This window comes from Paenibacillus sp. WLX1005, assembly GCF_046603685.1.
Classification (GTDB): Bacteria; Bacillota; Bacilli; order Paenibacillales; family Paenibacillaceae; genus Saccharibacillus.
The window spans coordinates 1,204,435-1,219,717 of sequence record NZ_CP176756.1; the positions used below are offsets into that span (position 1 = coordinate 1,204,435).

At 48.0% G+C, this 15,283-nt stretch carries 14 protein-coding genes; 7 read left to right on the forward strand and 7 right to left on the reverse strand.

What is annotated here, in order from left to right; genetic code table 11:
* Positions 1–40: 40 nt before the first annotated feature.
* On the forward strand, positions 41–502 hold the full coding sequence (locus ACE3MZ_RS05280) for a DUF1440 domain-containing protein (protein WP_411346704.1): 462 nt from the start codon (positions 41–43) through the stop codon (positions 500–502).
* A gap of 504 nt (positions 503–1,006) precedes the next feature.
* On the forward strand, positions 1,007–2,023 hold the full coding sequence (gene bioB / locus ACE3MZ_RS05285) for a biotin synthase BioB (protein ID WP_411345432.1): 1,017 nt from the start codon (positions 1,007–1,009) through the stop codon (positions 2,021–2,023).
* 69 nt (positions 2,024–2,092) lie between these two features.
* On the opposite strand, the gene ACE3MZ_RS05290 is transcribed toward bioB, so the two are convergent.
* The 3 genes from ACE3MZ_RS05290 to ACE3MZ_RS05300 all read right to left on the reverse strand — a co-directional run bounded on the left by ACE3MZ_RS05290 (position 2,093) and on the right by ACE3MZ_RS05300 (position 4,674).
* On the reverse strand, positions 2,093–2,743 hold the full coding sequence (locus ACE3MZ_RS05290) for a TetR/AcrR family transcriptional regulator (RefSeq protein ID WP_411345433.1): 651 nt from the start codon (positions 2,741–2,743) through the stop codon (positions 2,093–2,095).
* Complete coding sequence (locus ACE3MZ_RS05295) at positions 2,744–3,958, reverse strand: MFS transporter (RefSeq protein ID WP_411345434.1); 1,215 nt, start codon at positions 3,956–3,958, stop codon at positions 2,744–2,746.
* A 356-nt stretch (positions 3,959–4,314) separates the two neighbouring features.
* Complete coding sequence (locus tag ACE3MZ_RS05300) at positions 4,315–4,674, reverse strand: carboxymuconolactone decarboxylase family protein (RefSeq protein WP_411346705.1); 360 nt, start codon at positions 4,672–4,674, stop codon at positions 4,315–4,317.
* A gap of 500 nt (positions 4,675–5,174) precedes the next feature.
* Between ACE3MZ_RS05300 and ACE3MZ_RS05305 the strand changes: the two genes are divergently transcribed.
* Together ACE3MZ_RS05305 and cysK are read left to right on the forward strand one after the other, a co-directional pair.
* Entirely contained in the window at positions 5,175–5,558 is a 384-nt protein-coding gene (locus ACE3MZ_RS05305; protein ID WP_411345435.1) for a MerR family transcriptional regulator, read from the forward strand.
* Between the two features lie 70 nt (positions 5,559–5,628).
* Positions 5,629–6,549 carry a cysteine synthase A gene (gene cysK / locus ACE3MZ_RS05310; protein ID WP_411345436.1) on the forward strand — a complete coding sequence of 307 codons (921 nt, stop codon included), beginning with the start codon at positions 5,629–5,631 and terminating at the stop codon, positions 6,547–6,549.
* A gap of 76 nt (positions 6,550–6,625) precedes the next feature.
* On the opposite strand, the gene ACE3MZ_RS05315 is transcribed toward cysK, so the two are convergent.
* From ACE3MZ_RS05315 to ACE3MZ_RS05330, 4 genes are all read right to left on the reverse strand, one after another.
* Positions 6,626–7,306: a hypothetical protein gene (locus tag ACE3MZ_RS05315; RefSeq protein WP_411345437.1), complete on the reverse strand. Its 681-nt coding sequence runs from the start codon at positions 7,304–7,306 to the stop codon at positions 6,626–6,628.
* Positions 7,307–7,778: 472 nt separating this feature from the next.
* Positions 7,779–8,291, reverse strand: a complete 513-nt coding sequence (locus tag ACE3MZ_RS05320; RefSeq protein ID WP_411345438.1) for a DinB family protein — start codon at positions 8,289–8,291, stop codon at positions 7,779–7,781.
* Between the two features lie 135 nt (positions 8,292–8,426).
* Positions 8,427–9,449, reverse strand: a complete 1,023-nt coding sequence (locus ACE3MZ_RS05325; protein WP_411345439.1) for a helix-turn-helix transcriptional regulator — start codon at positions 9,447–9,449, stop codon at positions 8,427–8,429.
* On the reverse strand, positions 9,415–9,777 hold the full coding sequence (locus ACE3MZ_RS05330) for a hypothetical protein (protein WP_411345440.1): 363 nt from the start codon (positions 9,775–9,777) through the stop codon (positions 9,415–9,417). The genes ACE3MZ_RS05325 and ACE3MZ_RS05330 overlap by 35 nt, the downstream gene beginning before the upstream one ends.
* 406 nt (positions 9,778–10,183) lie before the next feature.
* On the opposite strand from ACE3MZ_RS05330, the gene chvE reads away from it, so the two are divergent.
* The 3 genes from chvE to mmsB all read left to right on the forward strand — a co-directional run bounded on the left by chvE (position 10,184) and on the right by mmsB (position 14,827).
* Positions 10,184–11,284 carry a multiple monosaccharide ABC transporter substrate-binding protein gene (gene chvE / locus ACE3MZ_RS05335; RefSeq protein ID WP_411345441.1) on the forward strand — a complete coding sequence of 367 codons (1,101 nt, stop codon included), beginning with the start codon at positions 10,184–10,186 and terminating at the stop codon, positions 11,282–11,284.
* A gap of 415 nt (positions 11,285–11,699) precedes the next feature.
* Positions 11,700–13,241, forward strand: a complete 1,542-nt coding sequence (mmsA, locus tag ACE3MZ_RS05340) for a multiple monosaccharide ABC transporter ATP-binding protein (protein WP_411345442.1) — start codon at positions 11,700–11,702, stop codon at positions 13,239–13,241.
* 377 nt (positions 13,242–13,618) lie between these two features.
* A complete protein-coding gene (gene mmsB / locus ACE3MZ_RS05345) occupies positions 13,619–14,827 on the forward strand; it encodes a multiple monosaccharide ABC transporter permease (RefSeq protein ID WP_411345443.1) in 1,209 nt (402 codons plus the stop codon).
* The last annotated feature ends 456 nt before the right edge of the window (positions 14,828–15,283 follow it).

The following is a 15,283-nucleotide window of genomic DNA, read 5'->3' on the forward strand; positions in this document are numbered from 1 at the left end:
CATCCTTTGGAAAAGCATCTGGTACGGATTCATCGCCGGTATGATCTCTGGTATGGTGAAGATTGGTTGGGAGAAAATCCTGCCGCCACGCACGATGGCACGGGATGCCACCAACCCGCCGCAGCAACTGTTGCAGCAGCTTGGATTGTCACAGGATACGACGCATGCGTTTGTGTATTATTCGACCGATCAGAAGGTATTTTATGTGGCGCTTATTATTCACTTTGCCTTTGCGATTGTGTTCGCGGCGCTGTATATTTTGCTGGCGCAATACTGGCACAAGATTACATTGTGGCAAGGTGCAGTATACGGGATTGTGATCTGGATTCTGTTCCATCTGTTGTTAATGCCTGCCATGGGTACAGTGCCAGCAGCGTGGAACCAGCCGTTTGACGAGCATTTCTCGGAATTTTTCGGTCATATTATCTGGGCATGGAGTATTCATGCGACTGCCTTCTTCCTGATCGCTCAGGATCGTAAGCAGACATTGCGGCAGTTGTAATATGGTTGCCGCTGCGTTAATAGTGAAAGATCTTCGTTGTTTGGATGATGGCGAAGACGAGTGAAGGATTACGCTCAATAAGCAATTACGCTTGATGAGTGATTAAACGTAATGTGCAATGAGACGTAATGAGTGATATTTACGAATAACATGTGTCTGGTAAAAAGCTCCTTTGTGCAAATGGACTATGCTTCTGAACGTTGGAAACGTAGAGCCGTTGCAGCAAGGAGCTTTTTTGAGTTGATAATAGTAACGAAGTGGGATGAGAGACATGCAGACGTGGAAATCAATGAAGTGGAACTAACAGAAAATAAAAGAAACTAACAGCAACCATGAGGTAATAATCAACAACAGACAAGACAATGATTGCATGAAATGCGGATAGAGGCTATTTTGTCATGGGAAGAAATCTATGCTAGAATCATGTTGGATGAATTGTTAACCTTAAATTTATTTATTGGTTAACAATTAAAAATTACCTATCCCAAAGGAGATATTCGATCCATGATTTCATCTACTGTTTCCCCTACATATTGGAACGATCTTGCACAGCAAGTGCTAGACGGCAAGCTGTTATCGCATGAGCAGGCGCTATCGATTTTGCAATCTCAGGATGATGAATTGCTGCCAATCATGCAGGCTGCGTATGTGATCCGTCGCCACTTTTATGGCAAAAAGGTCAAGCTTAATATGATCATCAATGCCAAAAGTGGACTCTGCCCAGAGGATTGCGGCTACTGCTCGCAATCGATCATCTCCACTGCACCCGTGCAAAAATACAGCTTGCTGGATCGCGATACGCTGCTGGCAGGTGCGCGTGAAGCGCTAAACCGTCAGGCAGGGACGTACTGTATCGTTGCTTCTGGTAGACGACCGAGCGGACGCGAATTGGAGCAGGTGGTAGAAGCGGTCAGAGAAATCCGCGCTACGCTGCCGCTCAAAATCTGTGCCTGTCTCGGCTTGCTCAATGAACAGCAAGCACAGCAGCTCGCCGAAGCGGGCGTGCATCGATATAACCACAATCTGAATACCAGTCGCGACCATTATCCGTCAATTACCACTACGCACAGCTACGATCAGCGCTGTGAAACGGTAGAGCAAGTGAAGCGTAGCGGCATGTCCCCCTGCTCAGGCTTTATCGCCGGCATGGGTGAGAGCGATGATCAGCTTGTTGAGCTGGCGATGGCATTGCGTGAGCTGGGTGCCGACTCGATCCCGGTTAATTTTCTGAATCCGATTGCCGGAACACCGCTCGCACATCGTCCGCATACACCAGCGATGCGAGGATTGCGCATTCTGGCGATGCTGCGCTTCATCTGTCCGTCTACAGAAATTCGTGTTGCTGGGGGACGTGAATTGAATCTGCGCACCTTGCAGCCGATGGCGCTATATGCCGCCAATTCGATCTTTGTCGGCGACTATCTTACAACGCCCGGGCAGGAAGCAACGCTGGATTATCAGATGATCGAAGATCTGGGCTTTGAGATTGAGCACAATGCGCTTGGGGATCATGTAGTGTAGAGATAGTAGCAAGCGTAAATGAGGAAGCTAGCATAAGCACGCATGTAGTTTATCATGTTATAACAATCATTACTGCTGTGCAGCCACATAATCCAGCAGCATATCGATCACTGGCTGTACGACCACATCGCCTTCATGTCGGTCTTGCAGCTCCGGCGTAGACGTCATACTGACGCGTTGCAGCACACCCATCACCGTCTGGAAAATAAGAACCCCGGCATGGGATACATCCAACTGCGGCTTCAGCGAACCGTCACGCACACCCTGTTCCAGCGCATTCTGCAAAAAGTCACGTCCGGTTCCGTGCTGCACAAATTGTTCATAGCGCTGGCGCAGCTCGTCATCCACCTGCATCTGCTCATAATACAGATCAAATAGCGCGACAAAGCGCAGCTCTTTTCCATGAGTGCAGGCATAGTCGACCCATGCCTGCAAAATGCCCGCCAGCCGCTGCCGCCCATTTGTCTGCGGTAGATCGCTGGCGGTTAATCGTTCGGTCATATCACGCAGAATGTGTATTTGCACATCCAATACCAGCTCATTTATATCGCGAAAATGCTTATAAAACGTCACCCGACTGATACCAGCCTGATCGCACACATCCTTGACCGTAATATCTGGAAAGTTCCGCTGTAAAAACAATGTTGCACCTGCCTGTACTAATTCCTCCCGATGATGATTGCGCAATTGCTGATGCCATGTTTGCTGTTGTTTCATCATTTATTCCTCCATATGAGCGCTCTTCGCAAGCGTCGTTTGATTGCGCGTAAGCATCAATGCCGCCAGTAATACAACTGCCCCGATCATATAGGGTAGTCCAATCCGGTAATCAAATAACGTACCCGCCACAATCGGTCCAGCAATATTGCCGATACTACCATACGTTGTATTAAGTCCAGCGACGAATCCCTGTTCGTCATCCCGCGCATGATTCGCCAGCAACGTATTCACCGTTGGACGCAAAAAGGCATTGAATGCAAAAAATAACGCTGATACCGCCAGCAAGTACCACAGATTCACCGGAATGAGCATCAACACTAGCGCTACCGCCGTCATGATCAGCGAGAGACGAATGAGTCGGTATTCTCCAATACGGCGAATGACTGTATCCAGCGCCCAGATTTGCACGACGATCCCGATGACCGCACCTAGCGTAATGATGATCGCAATCTGTGCCGAGGTGAAGTTATATTGCTGCTCCACATAGAGCGAATATACCGTTTCATAATTGACCAGCCCGAATGTCATCACTAGAATGAGCAGCAAATAACGAAAATAAGGAGTCTTGAACGAAGATACCAGCTGCGATATCATCGACGGCGCCGCCTGTTGACCACGAACCTGCTGTGTTCGACGCTCAGGCGGCAAGGTTTCCTTAAGCAGCAAGGTCATCACCGTTGCTACTAGTCCCAGCGCTGCCGCGACCAGATACGGCACACGAATGCCGTATTGCGCAATAATCCCGCCAATCCCCGGACCAAGCACCATGCCCAGATTCATCGCCGCACTGAGATATCCCATGCCTTTTGCCCGCGTCGTACTCGTTGTTACATCTGCAACATACGCAAGCACCGACGGCACCATAATACCAAGCCCGATTCCACCGATAAAGCGCGCCATATATAGCGCAGGCAGATTGTACGATACCGCAAACATATAATCCGAGATCACCGTCAGAAACAGCCCGGCAAGAATCATTTTTTTGCGTCCATAACGATCCGACATTCGTCCACCGATTGGGGAAAAGATAAACTGTGCCGCACCGAATGCCGCAACCATATAACCTGCCGCTGTGCCTGCCGCATCAAACTGCTTCAAATATTCCGGCAAAATCGGGATCACCATCCCCTGACCGAGCAGTGCGATAAACAGATTGAGCATCAAAATGCCAAGCGGAAAGCCACTTCCGGCTTGAAGAGAAGGTGATTTTGTCATCGTATGTAAGCTCCTTTAATGATTTACACAAAGTAACTGTTAACAGTATGTAAATGATTATAAATGATGATTTTTGGAATTGTAAAGGATATTCGGCGACTGAGCACCACAAATGCCGTACAAACGCAAATCTGCCATACTCAACAGCAAATATTGAGTATGGCAGATTGGATATTGCATATCGAATCGGAATCAGTACAATTGCAACGTCTGCGTCTGCGTCTGCGTCTGCGTCTGCGTCTGCGTCTGCGTCTGCGTCTGCGTCTGCGTCTGCGTCTGCGTCTGCGTCTGCGTCTGCGTCTGCGTCTGCGTCTGCGTCTGCTTCGTGCGCCGGATCGTACTGTTTTTACAATGAATTACGCTTGTTGTACCGGCAGCAATCCTCGTTCCTTGAATACTTGTTTTGCAACCGCGATTGCATTCAGTACTTTTGGAAAACCGGTATACGGTGAGCAGTGCATCAGCGCTTCTACGATCTCGGCTGGTGTTAAGCCAACATTGAGCGAAGCGTTGATATGCACATGAAGCTGTGCTTCACAGCCACCTTGTGTGGTGAGCGAGGATATGGTCACCAGTTGTCGCTGCCGCGCATCCAGCGTATCGCGTGAATATATATCGCCAAACGCATATTCAATCACATATCGTCCCAGATCAGGCGCAATTTCTTGCAAGGAAGCAATCACTCGTTCACCTGCCTGACCGTCAATCTCGCGCAATTTGTTCCAGCCGCGCTCATATCGATTGTTCTCGCGGAATGTAGCCGTACCATCGTCAGTTGAAGTTGAAGTTGAAGTTGAAGTTGAAGTTGAAGTTGAAGTTGAAGTTGAAGTTGAAGTTGAAGTTGAAGCGGGTTGAGACATAATTTTGTCGTCGGAAGTATGGGTTGCGGAAATAGGTTTTGTCATTATCATCATCCTCCTGAAAATGAAATAGTATAACGCTGATAACGAATACGCTCTTTGTCAGTCATATGTACATTGAAGCGTATCTGCTCTCTGCACAATTAGCGTATCGCTTAGAGCGCGCTCAAAGGCAAGCATGAATGTTTTAAGCCGTATGTTCGACTGTATCAGGGACGTTTCACCATGTTTTTTTATACGATTTGCAGTGCGACATGGAATCATCTGCATTTATGTACACTCATCCATACATAATTCTTACTATTCCACTTGGAAATACAGCATCCACCCAGCGTCAGTATGATATAGTAGACCATATGGAACCTTCACTGAACATACAAGAAATGGCGGACATTACCGGACTCAGTGCACATACGCTACGTTATTACGAAAGAATCGGGCTGCTGCGTCATGTTGCACGCAATGCACAGGGATATCGTATCTATTCTACGCAGGATGTAGCGTGGGTCGAATTTCTACTGCGTTTGCGTGATACCGGCATGAATATCGCTGGAATGCAGCGCTTTGCAGAGCTGCGCAGTCAGGGCGATGTGACGGCAAGTGAGCGGCGGCAGATGCTGGAGCAGCATGAGACGCAATTGCAGCAGCAACTGGCGTCATTGCAGGATCACTTACACAATATCGGCGACAAAATTCAATACTATCGTCAACTGGAACAGCAGACCACACGGCAATCATAATGTGAATGCAATCGCTGATATGCGAACCGCAAATAAACAGAATCAAAACAGAATCAAAGGAGCCTTAGTCATGACCAGCAAAGTGGTACAACATATTAGCGAACTTGTCGGCGATACGCCGGTATTAAAATTAAACCGTATCACCTCGCCGGAATGGGCGGATGTGTACGTGAAGTTAGAGTATTTTAACCCCAGCGGCAGTGTAAAAGATCGCGCTGCACTAAACCTAATCATCGAAGCGGAAAAGGCAGGAGAGTTGAAGCCCGGCAGTATCATCATCGAACCGACCAGCGGCAATACCGGCATCGGGCTGGCGATGAATGCGGCTGCCCGCGGGTACGGCGCGATCTTGATCATGCCGGATAATATGTCGCAGGAGCGCATCAGCATTTTGAAGGCGTATGGGGCGCAGGTTGTGCTGACACCTGCCGCTGAGAAAATGCCCGGTGCGATTCGCAAAGCAGAGCAGCTGCTCACCGAGATTCCGGACAGCTATATGCCGCGCCAGTTTGACAATCCCGCCAATGCGGATGCCCATCGTCATACGACAGCGCTGGAGATACTGGAGCAGATGGAAGGGCAACTGGATACGTTTGTCGCTTCCGCAGGTACAGGCGGTACGATTACTGGAACCGGGGAAACGCTGCGCGATCATCTTCCATATGTGCGCATTATGGTCGTCGAACCGAAAGGCTCGCCCGTTCTGTCAGGCGGTCAACCCGGTCCGCACAAGCTCGTCGGCACCAGTCCAGGCTTTGTCCCTTCGATTCTGAATACGTCGATCTATGATGAGATTGTACAGGTGGCGGATGAGGATGCACTGTCCATGATGAAGGAGCTGGCGAGAACAGAAGGGCTACTACTTGGTCCGTCTTCAGCAGCGACGGTGTGGACAGCAGTGCAGGAAGCGAAGCGGCTAGGTGCGGGCAAGAAGGTATTATGTATTGCCCCGGATAATGGGGAGCGGTATATGAGTATGGAACTATGGTAAATATGTTATGAACAGTCATAATGAAACCCTCTGCCCGTTGCTGGGATAGAGGGTTTTGTCGTTTAGGAGTTGTTGATTATTGAAATAAAAGGATCAACGTACTAATATCTTTGTGCGGATTCCAGTCCAGAAACGTCATATGCAATGATTTGCCAAGGATGCTGTCATAGTTGATGCTATTCTCAATGAGTTCCAATTCCAATTCTCTTTTGGCGATTCGCAATTGTTTGGAGAATCCTTTGTTCACTAGCTTTTGTTCCAGCTGCATCACGAAGCCTGCTCGGATCACGACGAGTGTCTGTTCATTGACCCAGAAGGACTCGATGAACGAAGGCGGGTTCTCGATTTCGTGCGAGATTTCTGAGATCGCATCGTGGATTTGTTGTTTTCCTGCATAGTCTTTTTGAGGGACAGTCGAGATCCAGTCGCTAAATACAAACGTCATGCAGCCTACATTGATGTCGGATTTCCAATCTATAAATACATAGAAAATGCTTTTACCTGTTGATTTGATAATGGCTTTTTGGAGTAGGGGAGAGATATATTCATGTAGTAGAGTATGTACATAGAGGTATTGTGTGTCAGAACTAGTAGGTAATCTGCTGTCCGTCCAATCAACAAGTTGCTCCAACCAAAAGGAATAGCCAAACTGGTGATCCATAAATTCGATATGTTGAGGATGATTACCAAAATGCGTTTGGCATAGAAGAGTGCATTTCTCAATCAATGTTTTGGTCTGATCCATTTGATTCAACACGAAGCCGCCTCCTATCTCGTATTTGCTATGTATTACTTAAACGGCTTAACAAAATGAAAACGATGACTTGCTGAAATTGGTCTGAATTTGTACTATGTACCCATTGTTTTGTGAAATAAGTCGCGCACCATTAAGTTGCTGAATTGCTTGGCGCATGCGACATTCAACATAGAGGCAACTGTAGTTTTAGCGACAAATTGCACAGAATATAAGTCGAAAGTGCTCACATTTTGTCCCGACTATGCAACGTGATCATACCCTTGAACATGCAGGAAATCCCTCTACGGCATGGATCGTAGAGGGATTTGATTGGCAAACAGCCTATGCTGCTCACAGTGAAAGTGCTTCGTTCGAGCTAATCTAATAGCCACCCGTGATCATGCCACTGTCCATACATCTTATTGTCGCGTGTATGTATGAGCAATGTGTCCAAACGACTGGCAAATAGCTCCGGCTGCCTGGAAAAGAGAACTCAGACCGTTTCCGATTGTTGATACCAGAATAGAATGTAATCGTTCATCACAGAAGAATGCCCAAGCTGGCGCAGCATTGTAGCGATATTCCCGCGGTGATACGTGCCATGATTGACCAGATGCAGCACAATCTCTTCCAGCGACGTTTGCCGAACACCTACGTAGGGATTGTTAAGCTGAATCGTACGTTTCAGATCGGTTTGCTTGATCCATGTATTGTATTGCTGTGCTTGTTGACTGAGTCGTTCGTCGAATTCTTCTAAGCTCCAGTCATTTCCTTGCTCCATCAACGGACGACTTTGTTCCAGCGCTTCCGGCATATCGGTTCCTTGTACGATCAGATACCACATCTGATCGACCGCATAGAGATGCGTCAGCGTGGCGGCAAGAGTAGGGTACGAGCTGGCAGTTTCCTGATGTAACAAAGCGGAAGGCAATTCCCGCAAACGATTCAGAATTGTCTGATTCGCCCAGTGATGGTAACTCAGCATGTTTTCGGCAATATTGTTCATGGTTCAGATCTCCTTTGGTAGGTGGAATGTTGATGTCTGATACTAGTATAAAAAAAGAAGTATGACAACAGACTGTCATACTTCCGTGGAAAGATTAGAATTGGTTATGTTTTATGCTGCGAATAGGAGAGTGGATCATACGGAGAAGTCATTCTTACGTTCATCTTGTTCGTAATAGGACAACATTTGCCGCAATTGCTGACGCAAATGGACGCGTAGCTCCGGTGGATACAGCACCTCCGCCGCACTGCCAAAGCTCAACAATGTGCCGCATAGCCACTTGGATTGCAGTGGATGGCAGATGGTCAGACGAACAGTTATACTGCCATCGTCGTGAAACTGCCGTTTTGTATGCTGGAATTGATCCAGCCCATTCGCAAGCGCTTGTTGGCGAATGTGGATCACTACATCCACCATTTCGTTTGATAGGGAATGAGGAGCGGTCGTTTGAGTATTTGTTGTCGTCTGCGATTCGGGTACCGCTTGATCTGGAATATTCGTCTTCGACTGCTTCTGTATGTATGAACCAGGATCACGCACAACCTGTGGTCGAACCGCAAAATGCTCATCCCGCAGCACCACATCCAGCATCCGCGATAGCCGAAATTCGCGATAATCCTGACGAGAACGACAATACCCGTACACATACCACGCACCATATTTAAAATAAATCCGTACTGCTTCCACATTCCGCGCTGTTCGTTCATTGCTCGCGCTAATATAGTCAAAATGAATCACCTGATGCTCCGCTATCGCTTCACGCAGCAAACGCAGTACATCCGTATCCGTATGATACGATTGGAAATTAATCTCCAGCCGCGGCATTTGCTGGATCGGCTCAATACTTTGCAGCCGTTCAATCGTACCCTGTACCCGCGCATCGTCAAACATCGTCGACAGACTGTGCAGCACCGTCACCAGCGAAGCAACATCATGTGAACCGAGCAGACTTTTATCGAGTTTATAGCCGTCGATCATGCCATATCCACCGTTACTACCCTGATGCGAAATGACCGGAAACCCAGCTGCCCCGATCACATCCATATCACGATAAATCGTCCGCGGCGACACACCAAACTCCTCCGCCAGCACGGTAGCGGATAGTACTTCATGATTGAGCAGCTTATAAATGATGGAGATTAGACGCTCCAGCTTCATGGTGAGTTCCTCCCATCGTCATACTTCTTCCCTTTGCATCCGTGGATACAAGCCACTGTTGTATCGCATACCCATCCTTGATTCCTTGCTCATACATAGTCGATTCAGCAAGTGAACGTAGATCCGTCATCCTATCGCTATATTGAATCAAAGCTGCCGTTAACTCGTCTAGAGATCGAGGATGAAGGGACGGCTCTACGATAGATTGAAAGCAAGCTTCGCACTCCTCATTTATGTGCCGGTATTCTTCATTCTGCAACAGTATCTTCTCATGGATATGCGCCATCTGCAATGACAGCATCTGATAGTAATTTGTTTTTAAGATCATATAGCATCGCCTTCCTTAAGGTAGGTTGATTTCATACGCATCATGACTTTTCTCAGACATCAGCAATATTGTTTTGATTATAAAAGGCGCATATCTCTCAACATAGAATGTAAACGTTATGTTCGACAGATCGAAGGATATCTTCGACTTTACGAATGCGATGTACGACAAAACGAACATATCGTTTCGTTTTTACAAAAGTAAGTCCGATTTTTATAAAAAAGGTCGGATAAACGAAAAGACAGCACTCCATCCTCAGTGCTATCCTATTTCAAGAAAGCGTTACCAAAATATCTCAACGAGCATTACCGGGTGCCTATCAACTACGATACACCCGACAATGCACAACCAACCATTCCAATGTCAAACGTGCTATTTCAGCACTATAACGAAAGGAGCATTCGTGATGAAAAGGGGACTAATCCTGCTGCTGATCGCTGCCATGATGATTACACTCAGCGCCTGCAATCTGGCGGAAAGCAGCGTGGGCAGCAGTGAGAAAGGCTATATCGGCATCGCCATGCCGACCAAATCGTCGGCACGCTGGGTTGCGGACGGATCGAATATGGTCAAGCTGTTCCAGTCCAAAGGCTACAAAACCGATCTTCAGTACGCCGAAGATGTCGTCGAAAACCAGATTTCCCAGATTGAGAATATGATCACCAAGCAAGTTGACGTTATCGTCGTCGCCGCCATCGACGGCAACACATTAACCGACGTCATCGGCAAAGCGCATGCGCAGGGCATTCAGGTCATCTCCTATGACCGCTTGATCATGAACACGCCGTACTTGAGCTACTACGCCACCTTTGACAACTTCAAAGTCGGCGTATTGCAAGCATCCTACATCGAGAAAAAGCTCGGACTCGACAAAGGCAAAGGTCCGTTCAACATCGAATTGTTCGGTGGATCGCCGGATGATAACAACGCCTACTTCTTCTTTAACGGCGCGATGTCTGTCCTGCAACCGTATATCGATTCCGGCAAGCTCGTCGTCCAGAGTAAACAGACTACGATGGCACAGATCGCCACCTTACGCTGGGACGGCTCACTCGCCCAAGCAAGGATGGACAATCTGCTCAGCGCCTACTACGGCAGTCAGAAACTCGACGCCGTATTGTCCCCATATGACGGCATCAGCATCGGGATCATCTCATCCCTCAAAGGCGTAGGCTACGGCTCCGCCGACAAACCGCTGCCAATCATCACCGGACAAGACGCCGAACTCGCATCGATCAAATCCATCGTAGCGGGCGAACAAACCCAGACTATTTTCAAAGACACACGCAAACTCGCCGAAAAAACCGTCGGCATGGTCGATAGCATCCTGCAAGGCAAACAAGCCGAAGTCAACGATACCAAAACCTATAACAACAACGTCATGGTCGTCCCAGCCTACCTGCTCGACCCCGTATCCGTCGACAAAGACAACGTCAAACAAGAAATCATCGGCAGCAACTACTACACCGAACAAGAAGTCTACGGCGACAACGCACCTACCAATTAAATCAAATCTTATAACCAGCCAAAACTTAACCAACATCTCATTTAAAACCGCAACATCCCAAGTACTCAATAACGAAACAATCCAATCATCACCATGCATCAAATCCAACTCACCAACTCACAACTCAATACCTAAGACTATAAAGCTCATTAAATCTTGCGTCTCAAATCTCTCAAATCTTTTAAATCTCTAAACCCTGCCCCCGCGCAGAGAACGGCATGGATGCCTTTGCACAGAGCGGAGGGAAGGGAATTGGGGAAAAGGACGACTTTGGAGGGGCGGGAATCTTCATTTTCACCTAATCCAAAAGATTCCCGCGGCTCCACCGGAGTCCGTTCCCCAATCCCTTCCCGCAGCGGTCTGACACAACAGCACCACGCCACCACCTCAAGCCAACTGAAAGGAGTGCCACTCTATGGACAACATCATCTTAGAAATGAAAGGCATCACCAAAACATTTCCCGGTGTCAAAGCGCTGGAAAACGTCAATCTCCAAGTACGCAAAGGCGAGATTCACGCTCTCTGCGGCGAGAACGGTGCCGGTAAATCGACCCTGATGAAAGTACTCAGCGGCGTATACGGCTACGGCAGCTATGACGGCGATATTATGTTCGAAGGCAAAACCTGTCAATTCAAAACCATCAAGGACAGCGAAGAACTCGGCATCGTCATTATTCACCAAGAGCTGGCGTTAATCCCATACCTGTCGATCGCCGAGAACATTTTCCTCGGCAACGAACGCAAAAAGGGCGCCGTCATCGACTGGAACGAAACGATGCAGCGCACGCAAGAATTGCTCAACAAAGTCGGTTTGAGCGAACCGCCAAGCACACTCGTCACCAACATCGGTGTCGGCAAGCAGCAACTGGTCGAGATCGCCAAAGCCTTTTCCAAAAAGGTCAAGCTGCTCATCTTGGACGAGCCGACTGCCGCATTGAACGAGGACGATAGCGAGAATCTGCTGGAGCTATTGCTCGGCTTCAAAAGTCAGGGTATTTCCTGCATCATCATTTCGCATAAACTGAACGAAATTTCCAAAGTCGCCGATTCTGTCACCATTCTGCGTGACGGCAAAACAATCGAGACGTTAGATATGAAAAAAGATAGCGTTACCGAGGATCGCATCATCAGTGGGATGGTTGGACGCGATCTGACCAACCGCTATCCAGAGCGTCAGCCGAAGATCGGCGACGTGACACTGGAAGTGCGCGACTGGAACGTATTCCATGAGCAGCACGCCGACCGGCAAGTCATCCATAATGCAAACCTGAACCTACGACGTGGCGAGATCGTCGGCATCGCCGGACTGATGGGCTCCGGCCGCACGGAACTGGCGATGAGCATTTTCGGCAAATCGTACGGCAAAAACATATCCGGTACTTTAATCAAAAACGGTCAGGAAATTCGTAACAACGACGTAACACAGGCGATCAAAAACGGCTTTGCCTACGTGACCGAAGACCGCAAAAACTACGGTCTGATCCTGCTCGACGACATCAAACGTAATATCTCCCTAACCGGCTTGGAGAAACTGTCCAAATCCAGCGTCGTCAACGAACACGAAGAAGTCCTCGTCGCCGAAGACATGCGCGATCAAATGAAGATCAAAACGCCGAACATCCTACAAAAAACAAGCAACCTGAGCGGCGGGAACCAACAAAAAGTCGTGCTCGGCAAATGGATCTTCTCCGGTCCCGACATCCTAATCCTCGACGAACCAACCCGAGGCATCGACGTCGGCGCCAAATACGAAATCTACACCATCATCAACCGTCTAGCAGACGAAGGCAAAAGCGTCCTCGTCATCTCATCCGAACTGCCAGAAATCCTAGGCATCTGCGACCGCATTTACGTCATGAACGCCGGCCGCATCACCGGCGAAGTCACCAAATCCGAAGCCACCCAAGAAAAACTAATGATGTACATGACCAAAGAAAAAGCCAAAACCGAAGCCTAACAAACACTAAAGTTCAACATCAAAAGCAACTATAATCCAATCCGTGTTCAAACAGAATACGATTACACAAACCAATCATATGAGCTTTTCATCGAACTCATAATCAACAAAGATGCAATCCCAACACCAAAGCTCACAACCAATCAAACTGCTACCCCCCCGTTTGGAGGGCACTGAGTATTGCAACGCACGGAGCGGAGGGAAGGGAATTGGGGATAAGGACGCCTTTGGAGCCACGGGAATCTTCATTTCCACCTAATCGAAAGATTCCCGTGGCTCCACCGAAGTCCGTTCCCCAATCCCTTCCCGCAGCGTTCTCCCATGCGATGCACAACTCATGCCAACCACCAACAAACATGTCGAAAGGAGCATCACCCATGTCCACATTAAGCAAGCCAGTCAAGCAAAAAGACAAGGAAGGCGGATTGTCCCGTCTCTTCAAAGGAAATATTCGCCAATACGGCATGATCATCGCTCTCATTTTCATTATGCTGCTGTTCCAAGTACTCACCGGAGGATTGCTGCTCAAACCGATCAACATCACCAACCTGATTTTGCAAAATAGCTACATCCTCGTGCTCGCCATCGGGATGGTACTCGTCATCATTACCGGTCATATCGATCTGTCGGTCGGCTCGATTGCCGCCTTTGTCGGCGCGATCTCCGCAATCTTTATGGTCAACTGGCAAATGAACCCCGTGCTGGCGGTCATTCTGTCGATCGTTATCGGTGGTCTGATCGGCGCATGGCAAGGCTTTTGGGTCGCGTATGTGCGGATTCCTGCCTTTATCGTCACCCTTGCCGGAATGCTATTGTTCCGCGGTCTGACCATGATCGTGCTGGAAGGGCAGTCCATCTCGCCATTCCCGAACGGCTTCCAAAAGATCAGTTCTGGCTTCGTACCGGACTTCACCAATGCTGCGACCAATATCGTCGCAATCATCGCAGGTATTGCACTGTCCGTACTGTATATCGTCACCGAGCTGAAAAATCGCTCCGCGCAACGCAAATACAACTTTGATACCGGTTCGCAAGGATTGTTTATTACCAAACTGGTACTCGTGCTCGCTATTATCAACCTGTTCACTTTCGTACTGGCAAGCTATGCTGGTATCCCAACGATTCTAGTACTGCTGTTCTTGCTGATCATCATCTACTCATTCGTGATGAACCGTACCGTCATGGGTCGCCACGTATATGCAATCGGTGGTAATGAGAAAGCAGCCGCACTATCCGGCGTCAAAACGAAAAAAGTAACGTTCTGGGTATTCGTGAATATGGGTGTATTGTCTGCCATTTCCGGTCTGATCTTCGCCGCACGTCTGAATGCAGCTACACCGAGAGCGGGCACTAACTTTGAGTTGGATGCCATTGCAGCCTGCTTTATCGGCGGCGCATCTGCTTCCGGCGGGATCGGAACGGTATTTGGAGCCATCATCGGTGGTCTTGTTATGGGTGTACTGAATAATGGTATGTCCCTCGTCGGTCTCGGCATCGACTGGCAGCAAGGTATCAAAGGTCTTGTACTGCTACTGGCAGTAGCATTCGATATTTACAACAAAAACAAAGGAACAAGCACCAACTGATTACTAGCATCTAAGTAATCGCCAATCGTACAACCGTATAACGGTATAAAGAAGGAGTCCTGCATACAATGAGGACTCCTTTTGCTGTCGTTTGAGAAGTCTTAGTATGTACATGCTAATAAGAAATATAACTGCTGGAAAACTGAACAAAATGTAATTCGAAATATAGACGTAATTAAGATTTTCTTGTTTATTTAAAACATGATGTTTTTACGTTATTATTTTTGTTTTTTTAGAATGAAAAGTTATGTTTTTGCGAAAAGAGTAGTTTACATGTACGTAGGATGAGTTATAATGGCGTTAGGGGGAAGGACATTATGTCCTTCCGATGCTTGTTACTTTTTTCGGGACTTCGAGCGTTGGTAGCGCTTGGAGTCCTTTTTCTTTACTGACGGTCGGCTGGTTATAAGGATATACATATGAATGAGCGCAGCCGAAAATTGGAGCACCGCCGTC

Coding starts and splice junctions, on each gene's coding strand:
- ACE3MZ_RS05295 (WP_411345434.1), bottom strand. CDS start 3,958: ATGACAAAATCACCTTCTCTTCAAGCCGGAAGTGGCTTTCCGCTTGGC.
- mmsB (WP_411345443.1), top strand. CDS start 13,619: ATGTCCACATTAAGCAAGCCAGTCAAGCAAAAAGACAAGGAAGGCGGA.
- ACE3MZ_RS05305 (WP_411345435.1), top strand. CDS start 5,175: ATGGAACCTTCACTGAACATACAAGAAATGGCGGACATTACCGGACTC.
- cysK (WP_411345436.1), top strand. CDS start 5,629: ATGACCAGCAAAGTGGTACAACATATTAGCGAACTTGTCGGCGATACG.
- mmsA (WP_411345442.1), top strand. CDS start 11,700: ATGGACAACATCATCTTAGAAATGAAAGGCATCACCAAAACATTTCCC.
- bioB (WP_411345432.1), top strand. CDS start 1,007: ATGATTTCATCTACTGTTTCCCCTACATATTGGAACGATCTTGCACAG.
- ACE3MZ_RS05280 (WP_411346704.1), top strand. CDS start 41: ATGATCTCTGGTATGGTGAAGATTGGTTGGGAGAAAATCCTGCCGCCA.
- ACE3MZ_RS05325 (WP_411345439.1), bottom strand. CDS start 9,449: ATGAAGCTGGAGCGTCTAATCTCCATCATTTATAAGCTGCTCAATCAT.
- ACE3MZ_RS05320 (WP_411345438.1), bottom strand. CDS start 8,291: ATGAACAATATTGCCGAAAACATGCTGAGTTACCATCACTGGGCGAAT.
- ACE3MZ_RS05330 (WP_411345440.1), bottom strand. CDS start 9,777: ATGATCTTAAAAACAAATTACTATCAGATGCTGTCATTGCAGATGGCG.
- ACE3MZ_RS05290 (WP_411345433.1), bottom strand. CDS start 2,743: ATGATGAAACAACAGCAAACATGGCATCAGCAATTGCGCAATCATCAT.
- chvE (WP_411345441.1), top strand. CDS start 10,184: ATGAAAAGGGGACTAATCCTGCTGCTGATCGCTGCCATGATGATTACA.